The sequence below is a fragment of the Novosphingobium aquiterrae genome (assembly GCF_042434435.1).
In the GTDB taxonomy this organism is placed as follows: Bacteria; Pseudomonadota; Alphaproteobacteria; order Sphingomonadales; family Sphingomonadaceae; genus Novosphingobium; species Novosphingobium aquiterrae.
On record NZ_JBHLTL010000001.1, the window covers coordinates 948,633 to 968,301 of the forward strand.

General features: G+C 65.6%; 21 protein-coding genes. 7 read left to right on the forward strand and 14 right to left on the reverse strand.

The window, feature by feature from the left end; translation table 11 throughout:
- Positions 1–27: 27 nt before the first annotated feature.
- Genes ACFFF7_RS04590 through gluQRS form a run of 8 tightly spaced genes read right to left on the reverse strand, consistent with a single transcriptional unit; the run spans position 28 to position 6,374 of the window.
- The gene (locus ACFFF7_RS04590; RefSeq protein ID WP_379480175.1) at positions 28–1,011 is read right to left on the reverse strand and encodes a hypothetical protein; all 984 of its coding nucleotides are present in this window, start codon (positions 1,009–1,011) and stop codon (positions 28–30) included.
- Entirely contained in the window at positions 1,011–1,703 is a 693-nt protein-coding gene (locus ACFFF7_RS04595) for an FkbM family methyltransferase (RefSeq protein ID WP_379480176.1), read from the reverse strand. The genes ACFFF7_RS04590 and ACFFF7_RS04595 overlap by 1 nt, the downstream gene beginning before the upstream one ends.
- Positions 1,700–3,034, reverse strand: coding sequence for a flippase (locus tag ACFFF7_RS04600; RefSeq protein ID WP_379480177.1), 1,335 nt, complete (start codon positions 3,032–3,034; stop codon positions 1,700–1,702). Before ACFFF7_RS04600 ends, ACFFF7_RS04595 begins: the two co-directional genes overlap by 4 nt.
- On the reverse strand, positions 3,031–3,741 hold the full coding sequence (locus ACFFF7_RS04605; protein WP_379480178.1) for an FkbM family methyltransferase: 711 nt from the start codon (positions 3,739–3,741) through the stop codon (positions 3,031–3,033). The genes ACFFF7_RS04600 and ACFFF7_RS04605 overlap by 4 nt, the downstream gene beginning before the upstream one ends.
- Positions 3,742–3,783: 42 nt before the next feature.
- A complete protein-coding gene (locus ACFFF7_RS04610; RefSeq protein WP_379480179.1) occupies positions 3,784–4,653 on the reverse strand; it encodes a 3-hydroxyacyl-CoA dehydrogenase NAD-binding domain-containing protein in 870 nt (289 codons plus the stop codon).
- Positions 4,654–4,712: 59 nt separating this feature from the next.
- On the reverse strand, positions 4,713–5,282 hold the full coding sequence (locus ACFFF7_RS04615; RefSeq protein WP_379480180.1) for a cob(I)yrinic acid a,c-diamide adenosyltransferase: 570 nt from the start codon (positions 5,280–5,282) through the stop codon (positions 4,713–4,715).
- Between the two features lie 16 nt (positions 5,283–5,298).
- Positions 5,299–5,529 carry a hypothetical protein gene (locus tag ACFFF7_RS04620; RefSeq protein ID WP_379480181.1) on the reverse strand — a complete coding sequence of 77 codons (231 nt, stop codon included), beginning with the start codon at positions 5,527–5,529 and terminating at the stop codon, positions 5,299–5,301.
- Positions 5,526–6,374: a tRNA glutamyl-Q(34) synthetase GluQRS gene (gene gluQRS / locus ACFFF7_RS04625; RefSeq protein ID WP_379480182.1), complete on the reverse strand. Its 849-nt coding sequence runs from the start codon at positions 6,372–6,374 to the stop codon at positions 5,526–5,528. Before gluQRS ends, ACFFF7_RS04620 begins: the two co-directional genes overlap by 4 nt.
- A gap of 117 nt (positions 6,375–6,491) precedes the next feature.
- Between gluQRS and ACFFF7_RS04630 the strand changes: the two genes are divergently transcribed.
- Positions 6,492–7,100 carry an HNH endonuclease gene (locus ACFFF7_RS04630; protein WP_379480465.1) on the forward strand — a complete coding sequence of 203 codons (609 nt, stop codon included), beginning with the start codon at positions 6,492–6,494 and terminating at the stop codon, positions 7,098–7,100.
- Positions 7,101–7,113: 13 nt separating this feature from the next.
- Here the strand turns inward: ACFFF7_RS04630 and ACFFF7_RS04635 are convergent, their stop codons facing one another.
- Positions 7,114–7,746 (reverse strand): hypothetical protein, encoded by a 633-nt coding sequence (locus ACFFF7_RS04635; RefSeq protein ID WP_379480183.1) that lies wholly within the window; start codon positions 7,744–7,746, stop codon positions 7,114–7,116.
- A 111-nt stretch (positions 7,747–7,857) separates the two neighbouring features.
- Between ACFFF7_RS04635 and ACFFF7_RS04640 the strand changes: the two genes are divergently transcribed.
- Complete coding sequence (locus ACFFF7_RS04640; RefSeq protein ID WP_379480184.1) at positions 7,858–8,502, forward strand: TetR/AcrR family transcriptional regulator; 645 nt, start codon at positions 7,858–7,860, stop codon at positions 8,500–8,502.
- Positions 8,503–8,662: 160 nt separating this feature from the next.
- Here the strand turns inward: ACFFF7_RS04640 and rpoN are convergent, their stop codons facing one another.
- Entirely contained in the window at positions 8,663–10,150 is a 1,488-nt protein-coding gene (gene rpoN / locus ACFFF7_RS04645; protein WP_379480185.1) for an RNA polymerase factor sigma-54, read from the reverse strand.
- Between the two features lie 26 nt (positions 10,151–10,176).
- Complete coding sequence (lptB, locus tag ACFFF7_RS04650; RefSeq protein WP_379480186.1) at positions 10,177–10,956, reverse strand: LPS export ABC transporter ATP-binding protein; 780 nt, start codon at positions 10,954–10,956, stop codon at positions 10,177–10,179.
- A gap of 149 nt (positions 10,957–11,105) precedes the next feature.
- Here lptB and ACFFF7_RS04655 point away from each other — a divergent pair, with 149 nt between their 5' ends.
- Both ACFFF7_RS04655 and ACFFF7_RS04660 read left to right on the forward strand, forming a co-directional pair.
- Positions 11,106–11,519, forward strand: coding sequence for a hypothetical protein (locus tag ACFFF7_RS04655; RefSeq protein ID WP_379480187.1), 414 nt, complete (start codon positions 11,106–11,108; stop codon positions 11,517–11,519).
- Between the two features lie 97 nt (positions 11,520–11,616).
- The gene (locus ACFFF7_RS04660; RefSeq protein ID WP_379480188.1) at positions 11,617–12,963 is read left to right on the forward strand and encodes a TldD/PmbA family protein; all 1,347 of its coding nucleotides are present in this window, start codon (positions 11,617–11,619) and stop codon (positions 12,961–12,963) included.
- 3 nt (positions 12,964–12,966) lie between these two features.
- Here ACFFF7_RS04660 and ppa read toward each other — a convergent pair whose 3' ends face one another.
- Genes ppa through ACFFF7_RS04675 form a run of 3 tightly spaced genes read right to left on the reverse strand, consistent with a single transcriptional unit; the run spans position 12,967 to position 16,217 of the window.
- Entirely contained in the window at positions 12,967–13,500 is a 534-nt protein-coding gene (gene ppa / locus ACFFF7_RS04665; RefSeq protein WP_379480189.1) for an inorganic diphosphatase, read from the reverse strand.
- A gap of 57 nt (positions 13,501–13,557) precedes the next feature.
- A complete protein-coding gene (locus ACFFF7_RS04670; RefSeq protein WP_379480190.1) occupies positions 13,558–14,244 on the reverse strand; it encodes a DUF1345 domain-containing protein in 687 nt (228 codons plus the stop codon).
- Positions 14,241–16,217 (reverse strand): M61 family metallopeptidase, encoded by a 1,977-nt coding sequence (locus ACFFF7_RS04675; RefSeq protein WP_379480191.1) that lies wholly within the window; start codon positions 16,215–16,217, stop codon positions 14,241–14,243. The genes ACFFF7_RS04670 and ACFFF7_RS04675 overlap by 4 nt, the downstream gene beginning before the upstream one ends.
- Before the next feature lie 88 nt (positions 16,218–16,305).
- Here ACFFF7_RS04675 and hisS point away from each other — a divergent pair, with 88 nt between their 5' ends.
- The 3 genes from hisS to prmC are packed head-to-tail and all read left to right on the forward strand — an operon-like array spanning position 16,306 to position 19,477.
- Positions 16,306–17,547 carry a histidine--tRNA ligase gene (hisS, locus tag ACFFF7_RS04680; protein ID WP_379480192.1) on the forward strand — a complete coding sequence of 414 codons (1,242 nt, stop codon included), beginning with the start codon at positions 16,306–16,308 and terminating at the stop codon, positions 17,545–17,547.
- Positions 17,547–18,611 (forward strand): peptide chain release factor 1, encoded by a 1,065-nt coding sequence (prfA, locus tag ACFFF7_RS04685; RefSeq protein WP_379480193.1) that lies wholly within the window; start codon positions 17,547–17,549, stop codon positions 18,609–18,611. The genes hisS and prfA overlap by 1 nt, the downstream gene beginning before the upstream one ends.
- On the forward strand, positions 18,608–19,477 hold the full coding sequence (gene prmC, locus ACFFF7_RS04690; protein ID WP_379480194.1) for a peptide chain release factor N(5)-glutamine methyltransferase: 870 nt from the start codon (positions 18,608–18,610) through the stop codon (positions 19,475–19,477). Before prfA ends, prmC begins: the two co-directional genes overlap by 4 nt.
- The last annotated feature ends 192 nt before the right edge of the window (positions 19,478–19,669 follow it).

Here is a 19,669-nt window from a genome sequence, read left to right on the forward strand (position 1 = left end):
ATGGTTATTTGTAGGAAAGTTTTTTGGTTATCTACCCGCGGCGTTTCGATTTCGTCTTGCGAATTGATCGAGGATCTTCCGGTATAATCGCGCCAACGGTAACCGGACCGACTGAATTACGGCATCACGGGCCGAAATATGAAAGCGGAAGGCCCACATCTGCCGCTCGCTCTCAGTGCCCGGCACAAGCGAAGCGGGATCCACCAGGGGCCATGTCAGCGTGCCGGTAGGGCGGCAGAAGCGCGGCACCGAGCGCAGCGCGGTGTTGGTGGCCAGCCTGCCGAAACCCAGGTTGCGGACCAGCGGCACCCTGGGATGCAGCGCGACCATGCCGCGGTGCCAGCAGGTCAGCATCCATTGGTAATCCCATGCCTTCATCCTGCCGGCCTTGGTCTCGTCCATGATCATCCGCCAATAGCGCACGAAGCGCGGCGAGGCGCCGGGCATCGCGGCAAGGCGGCCGCTATCGGCAAATTCCGGCCATGCATCCATCGCGGCGTCATAGTGCCGCCAACGGTCACGCCAGGTCGCCCAGCCCCACATGTCGATGAAGCTGGAGGCGTGGTAACTGCTCTGCGCCGGTTGCTGCAGGTAGGAAATTCCGCCGATCGTCGCCACAGCAGGGTTGTCCCGATACCGTTCGAGCAGTTCATCGCAAAAGCGGAAGAAATCGGGCTCCGGCGCAACATCGTCCTCGAGGATGATCGCCTGCTCCTCGGTTTCGAAGATCCAGTCGATCGCATCGACGACACCGTGCTGAACCCCAAGGTTGGCATCGCGGAAGCGCAAGTGCACGTCGCAAGGCCAGTCGATTCCTGCCGCGATCAGGCTGCGGCAGGCAGCGGTACCAAGGCAGTCTTCGGGGACGTCGGGGCGCGGTCCGTCGGCGGCCACGTAAAGCGTCGCAGGCCGGACGGCGCGCAGCTTGTCCAGCGCGATCTCGACCAGTTCCGGGCGCCGGAAGATGATCAGCAACACGGGGGTGCTGACCGGTCCATACGGCAAATCCATCAGGCTTCATCCAGCAGAAACAGGATGTTGCGGCCGATTTTCTGGACCCCGGCATAGCCCTGAACAACCATGAACCGGTATAGCGGATCGTCGAAGATGGTATCGAGCCGCGCGCTCAGGCTTTCGGCCAGCACCAGCCGGGGGCGCCAGCGCTGCCAGTCGTTGGATGCCAGCACCTGAAGGTCCAGCCCTTCGACATCGACGGTCATGAAATCGATCTGGCCGACCCCATGGCGGGCCAACACGTCGCGCAGCGGCAGTGTCGCAACCTTTTTCCGCTGAATGACGTGATAGGCCGGGCGCGCGCTCTGCGCCTCGGCCAGTGCGGGATCGAAGGTGTTGAGCGCGGGCTCGTTGAACATGACGTACTCAAGCTCGCCGGGTTCCTGCGAAATGCCCGCGGCAACCACAACGTCACGAGGACGGGCGCGGGCAAAGGCCTCGGTCACGCCGGGCAAGGGATCGATACACAGCCCCGACCAGCCGCGCCGATAGAGCCGGTAGGTGTTGGAAAACCGGTAGGGATGGTGGCAGCCGACGTCGACGTAGAAGCCCGCCTGGATGTGCTCCAGCAAGGGCCCGATCAAGATGTCCTCGCCTTCCTGCGAATAGCTGCGAACGGCCCAGGATGCGGGAAAGGCCGCCTTGTAGTAAGGCCGCAGGACCCGGCGCACAGCATCCATGACGCTCATTCGGCAACCCTCACCTTGCGCACGATCCCAAGCTGCAGGAAGAACATGTCACGACACGTCACGTAATTGATCAGCAGCGCCGAGGTAAAGTAGGACAGGTTTGCCGCGACAGCTGCGCCCATTACGCCATAGCGGGGGATCAAGGCCAGGTTGGCGATCAGCGAAACCACGCTGCCGGCAACCGTGTTGATCAGCAGCAGCTTGCCCTTGCCGCTGATCGTGGCCCAGACATTCCAGGCCAGCCCCAGCGCGACGGGGATGTTGGTGAAACCGTAGACGCGCAGTGCCGGAACGGCGCCCGCGTAGGCCTGGCCGAGCAGCAGGTTGACCGCAGGGCCCGCGGCGACCGCGATCAACAGGGCAATGGCAAGGCTCAGCGCGCCCAGCAGCAGGAACATGGCGCGCAAGGCCTGGGCATAGGCCTCTGGCCCCTTCTCGGCTTCACGCGCAATGACCGGCGTCAGGCTGGCGACGATCGAAACCGGCACGATCTGCCAGACCTGTGCCAATGGGACGATCGCCGCAAAGATGCCCAAAGCCTCTACCCCGTCGATCTGGCGGAGCAGCACCTGATCGAAACGCATGTAGATCGCAATCGCCAGGGCCGAGGCCATGAACGGCAACCCTTCGTGCAGCAAGCCGCGCGCGCGGTGTGCTGAAAAGCGCCAGCCTACCGATTGGCCATGCCACAGATAGGCGGCGGCGATAGCGGCGGCGGTCAGTCCGAACTCCAGACTGATCGCCAGGGCGAAAGTCCACAGCGGCATCTTGGCGAGGATCAGGCCGACCTTCAGCGCCGACATGACCAGGCTGACCACAAGGCGCAATCGCACCCCGTAGCGGCTTTCAAGCCGCGACTGGAACCAGCAATCGATCACTTCGGCGGATTGGAACACCAGCTGCCCGGCGATCAGCGCCCCGACCAGTCGCCCGGTAGCGGTCGGGTCGGTCGCGAACAGGAAGGCAATGGCGCCCACCAGCCCGAGCAAGCCTGCGCCCATGCGCAGGACAACACCGGTGCCGATAATCTCGCCGGCGGCACCGGGTTCGCGCGCCAGATCGCGGACGATCAGGTTGGATATGCCAAGCTGGGCGACGGGTCCGAAGAACGTCACGATCGCCAGCGCATAAGCGATCGACGCGTAGTTTGTCGGACCCAGATAGCGCGCGACCCATGCCGTCACCAGGGCGGCAAGCAGCGCGCGCCACACCTTTTCGCCCAGCAGCCAGCCGGTGTTGCCGGCGATCGCCCGCAAACCCTTGCCGCGCGATCGCGCGATCAGCGTGTCGAGGAGGACTCTCGGACTGGCCCCGGGCGGATCCGTGCTCATCGCACGAACATCGCGTCGAGGAAGATCACCTGGCCGTCGGGGGCGGGGTACTGTGCATAGTTGCCGGCATAGCGCAGCCCGGCGGCATAGGCGCGGGTGCACAGCGCAAGGAATTCGGCCTGGCCTTCGAACATCGGGCCGACGTTGACCTCGGTGATCAGCGCCGCGACCTGCGCCAGAGTCCGCTCGGCGCCTAGCATAACCTGTTCTTCAAAGCCCTGGACATCCAGCTTGATGAGGGTCTGCGGACCGATTTCGCGCCCCAGTTCGGCCAGCGCATCGTCGAGCCGGCGGACGCGGATCTCGGTCAGTTCGCTGCGGCCCATCTGCGGGAACCGGGCCACCCCCTCGCTGTGTGTCGGCAGCAGCGAGGAACTGGGTGAATGGCCGACGTGGCGGTGGAACGGCAGCACACCCTCGCTGTCGCCCAGTCCGATGTTCACCGCAGTGGCGTTGCCATCAGCCTGCGCCCAGGCCTGCAATTCGGCGAAGGGTTCGGGCAGCGGTTCAAAGCTGATAATGTGGGCGCGGGGAAACTTGCCGCGCATCTCGCGGGCGAACTGCCCGGTGTTGGCACCAACGTCGATCACCAGGTCGATCGGGCGATGGACCAGCCCGAGCACCGTGGTTCCCGGCTGCTTCGCCAGCTTTTCGACATGGGCCCCGGCCAGCGCGGCAAGACGCTTGATGGCGTCGTAAATCAGCATGGTGGCTGCGCTAGCCAATTGTCCGCACGCTTGGAAGGGCAATCACCGCGTCGGGACCGGCGCCTCGCCCGAATAGTCGTAGAAGCCGCGGCCGGCCTTGCGCCCCAGCCAGCCGGCCTCGACATATTTGACCAGCAGCGGCGCGGGCCGGTACTTGCTGTCGCCCGTCGTGTTGTAGAGCACCCGGACAATGTCGAGGCAGGTGTCGAGCCCGACGAAATCGGCCAGCTCGAGCGGGCCCATCGGGTGGTTGAGGCCGAGCCGGCAGCCCTTGTCGATATCGGCGATGGAGGCGGTGCCCTGGCCGAGCACGAAGACCGCTTCGTTGATCATCGGCAGCAGGATGCGGTTGACCACGAAGCCGGGCTCGTCCTCGGCTTGGACCACCTGCTTGCCCAGCATTTCGGCAAAGGCGCGGGTCCGCGCGACGGTATCGGCGCTGGTGGCAAGCCCGGGGATCACCTCGATCAGCCCCATCACCGGGACGGGATTGAAGAAATGCAGCCCGATGAAGCGCTTGGGATCGGGCGAGGAGGTCGCCATGCGGGTGATCGGGATCGAGCTGGTGTTCGAGGCGAGGATTGCATCTTCGCGCAGGACCTTGCCCGCCGCTTCGAAGATCTTGCGCTTGATCTCCTCGCGCTCGGTCGCCGCCTCGATGATCAGGTCGGCCTCGGCCATCGGGGCATAGTCCGCTACCGGCACGATCCGGGCGAGCGCCGCTTCGGCTGCATCGGGGGTCAGCTTGTCGCGCGAGACCAGCCGGGCCAGCGCCTTGTCGATCCCGGCCTTGGCCTTTTCGGCCAGGGCGATGTCGACATCGGACAGCAGCACCTTGATCCCGCTTTGGGCAATGGCCTGGGAAATGCCCGAACCCATCTGGCCCGCGCCGATAACGCCAACTGTCCGCATTTCCAGGTCCTTCGCAAGTGCAGCAAAGGCGGCTGCTTAGCGGCGCATTTCCGCGCTGGCTAGCGGTTTTGGCCGGGCACCCATTGGACGTCGCCGCCCGCCGCGGCGTTGACCGCGCGGCACAGCACGAAGAGGTAGTCCGACAGCCGGTTGATATAGGCCAGCGCCGCGGGATTGACCGGCTCGGCTGCGGCCAGCGCGGTCATCGCCCGTTCGGCGCGGCGCATCGCGGCGCGGGCGACATGGAGCCGCGCCGCGGCTTCGCTGCCGCCGGGCAGGATGAAGCTGGTCAGCGGCGGCAGTGTTTCGTTGGCCGCGTCGATCCGCCCCTCGATCCAGTCGGTCTGCGGCGGCACGATCCGCAGGACCATTTCGGATGGGGCAAAGTCACTGCCCGGCGTGGCAAGATCGGCACCAAGATCGAACAGGTCGTTCTGGACCCGGGTCAGGTCGGCGGCGTGCGCGCCCCCGGCCAGCGCAACCACCGCGACGCCCAGCGCCGAATTCGCCTCGTCCACCGCGCCAATCGCTTCCATCCGCGCGGCGTGCTTGGGACAGCGCGAGCCGTCGACCAGCCCGGTGGTACCGTCATCGCCGGTGCGGGTGTAGATCTTGTTGAGCTTGACCACTGAGCCGTGCCGCGGATCAGCGGTTGGCGAACAGCAGGATCGCCACGATCATGATCGCCGCGCCCTGGAATAGGATGCGCTGCATCATGGCCTTGTTCTGGCGCAGCTGGTTGGCGGTCGGACCGTTGCCCGCGGGGGCGTTGAGGTCGTCCCTGGTGCTCTGCATGAAAGCGATGATGCCCGTCACCAGGCTGTAAACCACGCCGGCCATCAGCGCGAGGAGGACTAAGGTGAGAAAGATTGTCATGGTTCCTCCATTAGGCCGACCCCCAGCGAAATACCAGCGGGGAAGCGTCGGGTGCGCAGGTTTTCGGCCAGCGCTCGCCCGTTTTCGCCAGCTTTGCGGCGGTCCGCAAGCGAGGGCGATCCGCGCCGTTTGGCCAGCTTGCGCCCATCGCCTTCGATCAGCAGGTCATGGTGATGCCACGTCGGCACCGGCAGCCCCAATAGGGCCTGGAGCAGGCGGTGGACATGTGTCGCTTGGTACAGGTCGCGCCCGCGCGTCACCAGGGTCACCCCGTCGGCGGCATCGTCCAGCGTGGCTGCCAGATGATAGCTGGCCGGGGCGTCCTTGCGCAGCAGGACGACATCGCCGAACAGCTCAGGCCGCGCGATCTGCGCACCGGCGCTTTCGTCAGTCCATTCGAGCGGTCCGGCCAGCGCCACTGCCCTGGCCATGTCGAGCCGCCATGCTGCGCCAACCGGGTCCACTTGGCGTGCACGGCACGTGCCGGGATAAAGCGGCCCGTCGGGACCGGAATCGCGCGCCGCGGACAAAATCTCTGCCCGGCTGCATTGGCATGAATAGAGCAGGCCCATTGCCTTGAGGCGCTCCCCGGCCGCGGCGTAGCCCGCCAGGCGCCGTGACTGGAAGACCACTGGACCGTCCCAGGCCAGCCCCAGCCATGCCAGATCGGCAAGCACTTCGGGGATCAGTTCGGCCCGGCTGCGCACCCCGTCGATATCCTCGATACGCAGCAGGAATTGCCCACCCCGCGCCCGTGCCAGATCGTGGGCAACGATCGCGGCATAGGCATGGCCCAGGTGCAGCGGGGCATTTGGGCTGGGGGCAAAACGTGTCGTCACGGTCACGGCGCGCTTGTCCTGTGGATTTCGGCATCACGCAAGCCTTGACGCACTGACTCTCGCCATGCTCTTTGTCCCCATGCGTTGTCACAGATCCGCAACCGCGACCAGTTACCGGGGGCCATGCTCAAGTCGGAGCTGATAGAGCGCGCGGCCCGGTTCCGCAGCGCGGAGGGGGATCCCTCCCGGCACCTGAACGATTGTCCGGCGCTGGTGCTAAATGCCGACTATACCCCGCTCAGCTATTATCCGCTCAGCCTGTGGCCGTGGCAGACCGCGATCAAGGCGGTGTTTCTCGAGCGGGTCGATATCGTCGCCAGCTATGCGCGCGAGGTGCATTCGCCCAGCTGGACCATGCCGATCCCCAGCGTGATTGCGCTGCGCCAGTATGTGAAGCCCAGCGAGTTTCCCGCCTTTACCCGTTTCAACCTGTTCCTGCGCGACCGGTTCTGCTGCCAGTACTGCGGCAGCCCGAACAACCTGACCTTCGACCACGTTGTCCCGCGCCGGCTGGGCGGCCGGACGAGCTGGGAAAACGTCGCCACGGCCTGTGCCCCGTGTAACCTGAAGAAAGGTGGCCGCACCCCAGCCCAGGCCAAGATGCCGCTACTGGTCCAGCCAATTCGCCCGACCAACTGGCATCTGCAGGAACGCGGTCGCGGCTTTCCGCCAAACTACCTGCACGAAACCTGGCGCGACTGGCTCTATTGGGACATCGAACTGGAAGCTTGAGGGGAATCGGCGGTCAGCCGACCGTCGCCGCTGGCCTGTTCAATCCAGCCTTGTTCTTGCGCCCGCCAATCACCCGGACCACCAGCGCCGTGAACGCCAGCATGATCGCCAGCGCGTAGCTGGGGTGCGCCGGGATCCGCTTGCCGAAATTGATCAGGAACATCAGCCAGATGAACCAAACACCAGTCGTATGCAGGCGGCGCCAGGTGACGGGCCCGATCGCGCGGGCCGTGGCATCGAACGATGTCGCCAGCATGGCAACGATTACGACATAGGCTGCGCCGCCGAAGATGAACGAGGCGGGCGTAGTCAGCGTGTCAAACAGCGCCGGATCGCGCCGCGCCAGGGCAACCAGCGCGGCAGCGTGGAGCAAGTGCGACAAGGCGAATCCGACCCCGATCTGACGGCGGTTGCGGCGCAGCCACAGGGCCGCCGGCGCCGAAGTCAGGGCGACCAACCCTGATGCGCAGAATGCCGCCATGAACAGCACCAGCGAAGTCCGGGCCGTGGCGCGAATGACCACGCGAATCGCCTCGGTGGTGTCGGGCGCGCCTGCTGCCAGGATCAATGTCATCGCCGCCAGACCGAGCGCGATCAAAAGAACAATTGCCCAATTTCCGCGCTGCTGCCCTGCCTGCTGTGTCACGGTTCGGTCCTCTGCGTTATGTAATCGTCGCTTACATAACGCAGAGTGATGTCGGTGCAAGCAAAATTGATCACTGCTTACATTAAGTCTGACATGCGCTATGCCGCCGCGATGACAGGATCCAAGCTGCCACGACTCGCCACGCGCAAGGGCTATCACCACGGCAACCTGACCGAGGTACTGGTGGCCGCCGCCGTCGCCCTGATCGAAGAGCGTGGGGTGGAGGCGCTGTCAGTACGCGAAGTTGCCAAGCGCGCCGGGGTTTCATCCGGCGCACCGTTCCGACATTTCGACAACAAAACCGCACTGCTGACCGCAGTAGCCGAACAGGCGATGGAACGCTTTGTCGCGGCCGTGGACCAGGCGTTGGACGGCTGGCCCGCGGGGGATCCGATCGGAGCGCTGCGCGCAATGGGGCGTGCCTATCTGCAATGGGCCACGAAAAGCCCGGTGCATTTCCGCATCATCAGCTCGCGCCGCATGATCGACTTTACGGGATCGGCCCGGCTTGTCGCGCAGAACGCAGCGCTTCAACAGACGATGCGGCTGTGGGTAGAGCGGGCAAGGAACACCGGGAAGCTGCGAGAAGGAATGGATACGACGGTGATCCTGTTGTCGAGCCGGGCCCAGGTCTATGGTCTGGCGCGGATGTGGTGCGATGATCACTTGCAGGACTGGCAGGGAAGCCAGGATTCGGCAGCAGCGATGTTGGCCAGCCTTGACAGCTACATCGACGGCTTAACCCCTCACTCCTGAGGCGCTCAGGCCACGCCGATCTGAACCAGGAAGGCACCGATCTTCACCTTGATCAACATGCCGTGCCGATTGTCGAACTACAGTCGGAGCAGCAGTTCGAGCGACAGCGCGCTGCCCCAGATCCGCCAAGCCATCGCCTGACCCCGTTCGGGTTGTCGGCCTAACGCACCGCCGCCAGGGCCTTCTGCCGCCGTCGCTGGACCGAACTGCCCAGCCCTATCGCCTCGCGATACTTGGCCACGGTACGGCGGGCGAGCTCAAAGCCCTTTTCCTTGAGCAGGTCGACCAAAGTATCGTCGGACAGGATCGCCTTCGGATCCTCGGCATCGATCAGCGTCTTGATCGCCGCCTTGACCGCTTCGGCCGAGGCCCCGCCTTCACCCTCGGTCGAAGCGACGCCAGAAGTGAAGAAGTACTTGAGTTCGAAGGTCCCGCGCGGACAATGCAGGTACTTGTTGCTGGTCACCCGGCTGACCGTGCTTTCATGCATCTCGATCGCTTCGGCTACGGCGCGCAGGGTCAGCGGCTTCAACTGCGAGACACCGCCCTGGAAAAACCCCTCCTGCTGTTTGACCAGTTCGCTTGCCACCTTGAGGATGGTCTTGGCGCGCTGGTCGAGCGCTTTCAGCAGCCAGTTGGCGTCGGCCAGCTTGTCCGACAGCCAGCCGCGCGCCGCCTTGTCATCGCAGGCGCCGCGCATTTCGACGTAATAGCTGCGATTGACGATCAGCCGCGGCAGCGTCGCCTGGTTGAGCTGGACCTGCCAGCCTCCGTCGGCGCCGGGCATGACCAGAATATCGGGCGTCACCGGATCGCCGCCGCCGCTGCCGAAGCGCAGGCCGGGCTTGGGATCGTAGCCGCGCAGTTCGCCCATCATCTCGGCGAAATCCTCGTCATCGACCCCGCAGATCCGCTTGAGCCGGGCCAGTTCGCCCCGCGCCAGCAGGTCGAGGTTGTCGAGCAGGCGCGCCATGCACGGATCGTGGCGGTCGGCCTCGATCGCTTGCAGCATCAGGCATTCGGCCAGGCTGCGCGCGCCGACCCCGGTGGGATCGAGCGACTGGAGCAGGGCGAGCCCGGCCTCGGCCTGCGCCGCCTCGATCCCCAGGTCCGCAGCCACCTCGCCCAGCGAGACCGGAAGGTACCCGGCCTCGTCGAGCAGACCGACGAGGTGCCGCGCCACGAAAGCGCTGACCGGATCGCCGGCCGCCGGGCCGATCTGGGCATGGAGATAGTCGGCCAGCGACACTTCGCCTTCGCCGCGTTCGTCTATATCGGGACCGGCTTCCCCACCGCTCATCCGGATATCGCCGCCCCAGTCGGCATCGCCCGGTTCGCGGTCGCGGTCCAGCGCGCCCGGGTCGATGTCAAGCGGACGATCGTCTTCGCCGCGGCCTTCACCGATCAGCTGGTCGACCGGAGAGCTCTCCAGAGTCGTGCGGCGCAGGTCGGGTTCGTCGTTCGCGCCATCGGTCGCGGCCGGCGCGCCGTCGCCAACTTCAAGCAGCGGATTGGCATCGAGTGCATCGCCGATGAAAGTCTCGATTTCCAGATTGGACAGCGCCAGCAGCTTGATCGCCTGCTGCAGCTGCGGCGTCATGACCAGCGATTGCGACTGCCGGAGATCGAGGCGCGGCCCCATTGCCATGGTTCAGTTCCGGCGCGAACCCTGTGTCACAGGGTAAACCCTTCGCCCAGGTACAGCCGCTTGACGTTTTCGTCCGCGACCAGCTGTTCAGGCGTTCCGCTGAACAGCACCTGCCCGCCGAAGATGACGCAAGCACGGTCGACGATGTCGAGCGTTTCGCGCACGTTATGGTCGGTGATCAGCACACCGATGCCGCGCTGCTTGAGGTCGATCACCAGGTGGCGGATGTCGCTGATCGACAGCGGGTCGATCCCGGCAAAGGGTTCATCGAGCAGCATGATCGAGGGCTTGGCCGCCAGCGCGCGGGCGATCTCGCAGCGCCGCCGCTCGCCGCCCGACAGTGCCATGGCCGCGCTGGCGCGCAGCCGGGTCAGGCCGAACTCACCCAGCAGGCGTTCCAGCTCGTCCTCGCGCACGGCCGCATCGGGCTCGGCCAGTTCGAGCACGCAGCGGATGTTCTGTTCCACCGTCATGCCGCGGAAGATCGAGGTTTCCTGCGGCAGATAGCCGAGGCCAAGGATCGCCCGGCGGTACATCGGCAGCTTGGTGACATCGACCCCGTCCATCAGGATGCGGCCGCTGTCAGGGCGGACCAGCCCCATGATCGAATAGAAGCAGGTGGTCTTGCCCGCGCCGTTGGGGCCAAGCAGGCCAAGCACTTCGCCCTTGCCGACCGACAGCGAGATGTCGCTGAGCACCGCGCGCTTGTCATAGCTCTTGGCGATCGAGATCACCTCGAGCCCGCCTTGCGGGATCGGCGTCATGGCGCTGACGGGCGCGGCGGGCATGGTGTCGGTAACGGTCATGTCATCCACGATTTACGGGTGCAGGACTCGCTCCGCAAGCCACCTTGGTTCGATTTGGCAGGTTTCATGCATGGCGCTCCGGCAATTCCTTGTCACAGACAATGCTTAACGGCCCTTGATCGAAGCGCACTTCGGTGATTTACTCACCCGTGGGACTGGAAGGAAAGGGACTGACCGTGGCAAAAGCCTGGCAGGACGTCGCAGCAGACAGCCGGCAGACGGCGCGCGCGATCGACTGGCGCAAGCGGATGAGCGACAATATCGCCTATGCGCTGCTGACCTACACCGCATTGCAGATCTTCATGACCATGGGGGCTTTGCACTCGAAAAGCGGCTCGTTGCTGCCCTATTTCGCATTGGTCGTGCTGGTCGTGGCGATCATCCCGGCCTGCCGCCATTTCGAAAAGCGCTGGGCACGTCTGGACGATATCCAGGCGCGCGATCCAGCCATGGCGCGGCATTTCCGCCATGACCGCCTGTGGCTGTGGGTCCTGGCAATCGGCCTGCCCTTTGCCGTGACCGGCCTGTTCAAGCTGCTCGCGCTGGGCTTCGGGCACGCCTGACCGTTTCGCCAGGCCGGGTTAATTCCGGTGTGGTGATTGCTGTTTAGCCGACCAGTGCCTAGATCGGCGACCCCGCCAGAGGAGTCGCCAGGTCGTCATGCTAAATCCCGATTCAGCCAAGGACCGTGTCGCCGCGCTGGTCGAGCGCGCCCGCAAGGCCGGCGCCGATGCCGCCGATGCGGTCTATTCCGGCTCCTCCTCCGAAAGCGTATCGATCCGGCTTGGCGCCCTTGAGGACGTCGAGCGATCGGAAAGCGAGCACCTGGATCTGCGCGTCTTTGTCGGGCGGCGTTCGGCCTCGATCGGTTCGAGCGACTTGTCCGATGCAGCTCTGGGCGAACTGGCTGAACGCGCCGTAGCAATGGCCCGCGCCGCGCCCGAAGACCAGTTTGCCGGTCTGGCGCCGCAGGATTGTCTGGCCAGCGCGCCCTGGCCCGACCTTGATCTGGCCGATACTGCCGAACCCGGCCCTGCCGCCTTACGCGCACTGGCCCAGGCCGCCGAGGACGCCGCGCGCGCGGTCAGCGGCGTGACCAACAGCGAGGGCGGCTCGGCCAGCGCCTCGGCGCGGACCTTTGCCCTGGCCACCAGCCATGGCTTTTGCGCGGCGACCAGCGGCACCGGCTTTGGGATCAGCGCCAGCGTTGTCGCGGGCGAAGGCGCGGGGATGCAGCGCGACTATGCCTGGCGCAGTGCGCGCCACGGTGCCGACCTGCCCTCGCCTGCGGAAATCGGCACGCTCGCCGGCGAACGCGCGGTCAAGCGCCTCAATCCCGGCCGGCTCAAGAGCGGGACGATGCCGGTGGTGTTCGATCCGCGGGTTGCAGGATCGCTGATCGGCCACCTGGTCGGGGCCATGTCAGGCAGCGCGATCGCGCGCCGGGCCAGTTTCCTGCTGGACAAGGACGGGGCGCAGATCTTTGCCCCCGGCATCACCATTGTCGACGATCCGCGCCGCCTACGCGGGCTGAGCTCGCGCCCGTTCGATGGCGAGGGGCTGCCCACCGCGTCGCGACGGCTGGTCGATGACGGGCGGTTGACCGGCTGGCTGATGGACAGCGCTGCGGCGCGCCAGCTTGGCGGGACGCCAACCGGGCACGCGGTGCGCGGCGCGGGCGGTGCGCCCGGCGTTTCGGCCAGTAACCTGCATCTGGAACCCGGTGCGCTTTCGGTAGCCGAGCTTATCGCCGACATTACCGAGGGTGTGCTGGTGACCGAACTGATCGGGCACGGTGTCAACGGCGTCACCGGCGATTACAGCCGCGGCGCCTCAGGCTTTCGCATCGTCAATGGCGAGATCGCCGGGCCGGTGGCCGAATTTACCGTGGCCGGCAACCTGATCGACATGTTCGCCGCACTGGTTCCGGCCAACGATCTGGAATGGCACCGCAGCGTCAACGTGCCCACAGTGCGGGTCGACGGCATGATGGTGGCGGGGGACTGAACCCTACTTGCTCGCCTCGTACCGCGCGATGCATTCGATCACCACGCGCTTGGCGTCCTCGGCGTCGCCCCATTTGCCGACGCGGACCCACTTTTCCTTCTCCAGGTCCTTGTAGTGGGTGAAGAAGTGCTCGATCTGGGCAAGCACGATCGAGGGCAGATCCTGCCGCTCACCCACGTCTGAATAGTACGGAAAGGTCGTGTCGACCGGCACGCAGATCAGCTTTTCGTCGCCGCCGTGCTCGTCTTCGAGGTTGAGTACGCCGATCGGCCTGGCGCGGACCACGCAGCCCGGAACGAAGGGCGAGCGGGCGATGACCAGCGCGTCAAGCGGGTCGCCATCATCCGACAGGGTGTGCGGGATGAAGCCGTAATTGGCCGGATAGCGCATCGGCGTGTGGAGGATGCGGTCGACGAACAGCGCCCCCGATTCCTTGTCGAACTCGTACTTCACCGGCTCTCCGCCGACGGGCACTTCGATGATGACATTGAGGCTTTCGGGCGGGTTGTCGCCAACCGGGATCTTGTCGATGCGCATAGTGGACGGGCCTTTAGACCCGCATATGTTGCACTGCAATGTCAACGTGAGGGAAATTCACCCAGCAGCGCCGGCCAGCACGTTGATACTGAACGCCAGCACGCCGATGTTGAACACGAACGACAGCAGCGAATGCAGCACCACCACCCTGCGCACCGCGCCGCTGGTCACATCGACGTCGGAGGCGGCAAAGCTCATCCCCGCGGTGAAGGCGAAATAGACGAAGTCCCAATAGTCGGGCTCTGCCGTCCCGGGAAAATCGAACCCGCCGTGATCGCCTTTGCCTGCGGAAGCGCGGGCGTAGAACATGTGGGCATAGTGCAGCGCGAAGATGACATTGGTGAAGGCCCACGACAGGCCGAGCGTGCCGATCAGCTTGGCGATGGCGAGCACGTGGCCTTGCTTGGCCGCAGGCAGTTCCGCCGAAATTGCCATCAGGATCGCCAGCGCCGTGGCCCCGGTCAGCGCCAGCACGAAGAAGCGGTTGGCGTCGTTCTGGGCCGCATGACGCCGCATAGTTGCCGCGCTGCGATCGCGCAGTAGCGGAAGCAATGTGGCCATGAAGACTACCGCGGCCAGATCGAACCCGATCACCAGGGCATCGCCCGGCGGCGCGGCGTGGAGCAGGCGCCAGGCCAGTGCCACCGCGCCCAGCAGCACCACGAACAGCACGAAGCGCGGCGGCGCGACCTTGCTGCCGAGCGCGCTGCGCAGATCGGCAAGCAGGCCGCGCCGCGCGGTCATTTCTTTGCCTTGGCCGGGGCCTTCACCGCGCGCTTGGGGGCAAGCAGCAGGTCCAGCCCGGTCGGCGCCTTGCCCGCCGCGGTGCGTTCCAGCCAGGGATAGCGCAGCCCGCCCTTGTAATCGATCCTGACCGTCTGGAAGCGGTCGCCGCGCTGGAACAGCAGTTCCAGTGGCGCCCCGCTCTTGGCCGCGGTGATCGCTTTCTTCAGTGCGTCGCCATCATAGGTCACCCCGTTCACCGCCAGGATCTTTGATCCGGTGACAACCCCGGCGTTGAATGCGGGGCTGTCCCACTGCGTGCCGGTGACCTTGGCATCCTTGTCGATCCCGATGCCCAGCGAATAGGCCAGGCTGGTTACCTTCGCCTCGGCGAAGCGGGCCTTGTCATAGGGATTGGGCTCGTCCTTCCAGACCAGCTTGTAACCGCCCTTTTCCAAGCCCTGGATCGGGGCCGGCTGGCCCGGCTGGTTGATCTTGGTGTCGATGAACCGCTTCCAGTCATAGGGATAGACCTGGTTCAGCTTGGCGACGATCTCGTCGGCTTCGAACGCCACCTGGCCCCAGTCGCCGTCGTTCATCCCGAAGAACAGCTTGGCGAAATCGTCGATGCTCTTCTTGCCGCCCGTCCCGGCGCGGATGATCTGGTCGGCTTCCAGCCAGACCAGCGCGCCTTCGGTGTAATAGTCCTCGCTGCGGGCCAGGCTGGCATAGGGCTTCGGCTTGCGCGCGGCGAAAACCGGATCGCTGCCGGTATCCTCGACCGAGCGCCAGCGCCGCCCGGCCTGTTCGGAAAAACCGCCGGCCCATGCCGCCAATTGCCCCAGCACCATGTCCTTGCTTTGCAGACCCGAGCGCGCCGAGAGCACCAGCCCCCAGAACTGGTCCTGACCTTCATAGGTCCACAAGAGGTCGCCCTGCATCGGCTGGCGATAGTCCGGGGTCCACAGCCGCGCCGGGCGGCGGTACTTGCCCGACCACGAATGACCGAATTCGTGCGGCAACAGGCCGCGATCCCATTCCTGCTTGTCCCATTCGGTAAAAGCGGCCGGCTCGAGCTGGTTCTCGCTCGACCGGTGGTGCTCCAGCCCGATCCCGCCGATCTTGTCCGACACGGCGAGCAGGAAATCGTAGTGATCGAAGTGGTTGGCGCCGAAGGCCAGCCGCGCCTCGGTCACCAGCGCCTTGTGCGCATCGATGTGCGCCGGCTTGGCCTCGAGCTGTTCGGCCTTGTCGGCCACGACGTTGAGCGTCACGCGCTGGCGGCCCGGTTCGGTCAGGTCCCACTTCCTGAAATAGCGCCCGGCAAAGATCGGCGAATCGACCAGCACTTCGTAATTGGTCGGTGCCCAGGACCAGCGATTATTGAGCTGGCTCGCTCCATCGAGCGCAGTCGCCGGGGTCCAGCCGGCCGGCAGGGTGACGAAGGGCTGGACCTGGATCTGCCGCACGTAATAGCCAGCGGGATAGAGACTCATCTTTTCCCACTGCAGATTGAGCATGTCCGGGGTCATGGTGATGCGTCCCTCACTGCCCTGCAGCGGCGAGGTGTGGATGAACTTGGCGACGACTTCGCTAACCTCGACATCGCTGGGCAAGGACACGTGGAAGGCGAACACTTCGACCGGATCGCGCTTCCATTCCAGCTTGCGGCCGTTCGCTGTGAAGGTCAGGTCGACCAGTTCGGCCATGGTCCCGCGCGGGCCGTGGTTGCCGGGCAGCCATTGCGGCAGCAGCAGGGTCAGCGTGCGGGTGCCGGCGGCAACCGGGATCGTCTCGGTCACCCGGTAGGCGCCGCGCACGGTATCGCTGGCGTCGATATCGAGCTTGATCGTGCCGGGATAGGGCACATCCCTGGCATCGGGCACGGTCTGGGCGATCGGCACGGCGGTGGGCGCGGAATTGGTAGCGAACGCTGGGTTGGAGGCAAGGGCGGCGGAGGCAAGCAGAGCTGCGACAAGGCTTTTGTGGATCATGCCGGGGTGATGCCGAAAGCCGCACGGCTGCGCAACGGTTTCTCAGGTGCCTTTTCGACCAGCGACAAACGCGGTAGGGGCCAGCGCCATGAGCAACACCCCGCAGGCCATTCGCGGCACCCAGGACATTTTCGGCGCAGAAGCCGAAGCTTTCGCCCACGTGATCGAGACCTTCGAGCGGGTGCGCAAGCTCTACCGCTTTCGCCGGATCGAGATGCCGGTGTTCGAGAAGACCGAGGTGTTCAGCCGCTCGATCGGTGAGACCACCGATGTCGTCTCCAAGGAAATGTACAGCTTCGAGGATCGCGGCGGCGAATCGCTGACCCTGCGGCCCGAATTCACCGCCGGGATCGCCCGCGCCTACATCACCAATGGCTGGCAGCAGCACGCCCCGCTGAAGGTCGCGACGCACGGGCCTTTGTTTCGCTACGAACGCCCGCAGAAGGGCCGCTATCGGCAGTTTCACCAATTGGACGCCGAGATCATCGGCGCGGCGGAACCGCAGGCCGATGTCGAATTGCTGTGCCTGGCGGATCAGTTGCTCAGCGAACTGGGCATCGCCGATGGGGTGACGCTGATGCTCAACACCCTGGGCGACGCCGACAGCCGCGAGGCGTGGCGCGCAGCCCTGGTCGAATACTTCCGCGCGGTGAAGGGCGAGCTGAGCGAGGATTCGCAGGACCGGCTCGAGCGCAACCCGCTGCGCATCCTCGACAGCAAGGACCCGTGCGACCGGGTATTCGTGGCGGATGCGCCGAAGATCGACGATTTCCTGAGCAGCGAAGCGCAGGACTTTTTCGGCAAGGTCACCGGCGGACTGGATGCCGCTGGGGTGGCCTGGACTCGTGCTCCGTCACTGGTCCGCGGCCTCGACTACTACCGCCACACCGCGTTCGAATTCGTCACTGACCGGCTAGGGGCGCAGGGCACCGTGCTCGGTGGCGGGCGCTATGACGGGCTGATGGAGAGTTTGGGCGGGCCAGTAACACCTGCGGTCGGCTGGGCGGCGGGCATCGAGCGCTTGGCGATGCTGGTTGGGGATTCTGGCTCGGATGCAAGCGAAGGCTTGGACGTCGCCATTGCGGTGGAGGACGATGCAGTTATCGACTTTGCCATTCGCTTCGTTTCGGCCCTTCGTCGCAACGGAATTTCTGCGGATCTCGTGGCAACTGGGTCCGCGCGCAAGCGCTTCGACAAGGCTGGCAAGTTGGGTGCTACCTTGTTGGCTTCGGTCAGCCAGCGAGACGGCCTTCTCGCGCATCACCTTCGCACCAGCGTTGAGACGCCGCTGAAGGATCGGGTGATCGCGATTCTTGATACCATCGCCTAATGGCAGTTTCCGACACCCGTCTCGCCCAGATCGCCGCACGCTTTTCCGAAATCGAGGCGCGGCTGGCTTCGGGGACGCTTGAGGGCAAGGATTTCGTCGCTGCCAGCCGCGACTTTTCCGAACTGGAACCGGTCGCCCGCGCTGCCGCTGAAGTCCAGGCGATGCGCGCCGAGCTCGCCAGCCTCGCCACCATCGACGATCCCGAAATGCGCGAGCTGGCCGCCGAAGAAATTGCGCGGATCGAGTCTGAGCTGCCCGAGGCCGAGCACCGCCTGGCCCTCGCCATGCTGCCGCGCGACAGCGCCGACAGCCGCTCGGCAATGCTCGAAATCCGGGCTGGGACCGGGGGCGATGAAGCCGCGCTGTTCGCCGCAGACTTGCTGCGGATGTACGAGCGCTATGCCGCCGAGCAGGGCTGGCGGATCGAAGTGGTCAGCGCCAATGCCAGCGATATCGGCGGCTTCAAGGAAGTGGTCGCTCAGATCAACGGCAACGGCGTCTTCGCCAAGCTGAAGTTCGAAAGCGGGGTCCACCGCGTCCAGCGCGTGCCGGTGACAGAAAGCGGCGGGCGCATCCACACCAGCGCGGCGACCGTGGCGGTGCTGCCCGAGCCTGACGAGGTCGACGTGGCGATCGAGGACAAGGACCTCAAAATCGACGTCTACCGTGCCTCGGGCGCCGGCGGCCAGCACGTCAACACCACCGATTCCGCCGTGCGCATCACCCACTTGCCGACCGGTACCGTGGTCACCTGCCAGGACGGGCGCAGCCAGCACAAGAACAAGGCCCAGGCGATGCTGGTGCTCCGCGCCCGGCTTTACGAGGCCCAGCGCGACGCCGCCCAGGGCGAGGAAGCGGCGGCGCGCAAGGCGATGGTCGGATCGGGCGATCGCAGCGAACGCATCCGCACCTACAATTTCCCGCAAGGCCGGGTCACCGACCACCGCATCAACCTGACGCTGCACCGCCTGACCGAAGTGCTCGAAGGGCCGGGCCTGGGCGAACTGATCGACGCGCTGATCGCCGAGGACCAGGCCAAGCGCCTCGCGGCATTGGGAGAGTGAATCTCCCCCCGACCCGCACCGTCGCCCAGGCGATCCGCGCCGCCAGCGAGGAACTGGGCGCGCGCACTGACAGCGCCCGGCTCGATGCCGAGCTGCTGATGGCCCACGCCCTGGGGGTCAGCCGCTCGACCATGTTCCTGCAGCGGATGGGCGACGCCGTGCCCACCGCCTTCGCCGGCTATGTCGCGCGGCGCCTGGGCCACGAACCGGTCGCCTATATCCGCGGCCACCAGGAATTCTTCGGGCTCGATCTTCGCGTCACTCCCGATGTGCTGATCCCCCGCGCCGACAGCGAGACGCTGGTCGAGGCGGCGCTGGCAGCGCGGCCCAAGGCAAAGCGCGTGCTCGATTGCGGAACCGGATCGGGGGCGCTGCTGCTGGCCGTGCTAGACGGCCTACCTGCAGCGGAGGGAATCGGGATCGACCGCTCGGAAGCCGCTCTGGCCGTGGCGCAAGACAACGCCGCGCGGCTGGGCCTGGCCCAACGCACCGAACTGCGCCAGTCCGACTGGCACCAGCCAGGCTGGGCCGATGGGCTCGGCACGTTCGACCTGATCCTGACCAACCCGCCCTATGTCGAATCCGCCGCCGCCCTGTCTGCCGACGTCCGCGATTTCGAACCGGCGGGCGCGCTGTTCGCCGGGGCGGACGGGCTTGACGATTACCGTGTGCTGGTGCCGCAGCTGCCTGCGCTGCTGAACCCGAACGGCATGGCATTGGTCGAAATCGGTGCGACTCAAGCCGAAGCGGTCCGCGCCATCGGCACGGCGGCAGGGCTGGAATCGGTCGTTCACCAAGACCTGGGTGAGAGAAATCGGGTGATTGCCTTCACGATTTCGCTTGGCAAGGCAGGATCCAGCGCCTAAATCCGCAGGCAAGCCCGCGCTGGTCCGCCTTTTCGTTGACCCGCTGGCCAAATCCAACATTTGCGATTCGGCGGTTTCCCGCCGTGCAAGCTGCAGATGTCGGGACCACGAAGCGCGATCGTGCGCCCGTGGCACGGGTCATGCGACCGGACAGGCAGAATAGCCAAGCGGTCGCCGGATTAGGGAAATCGT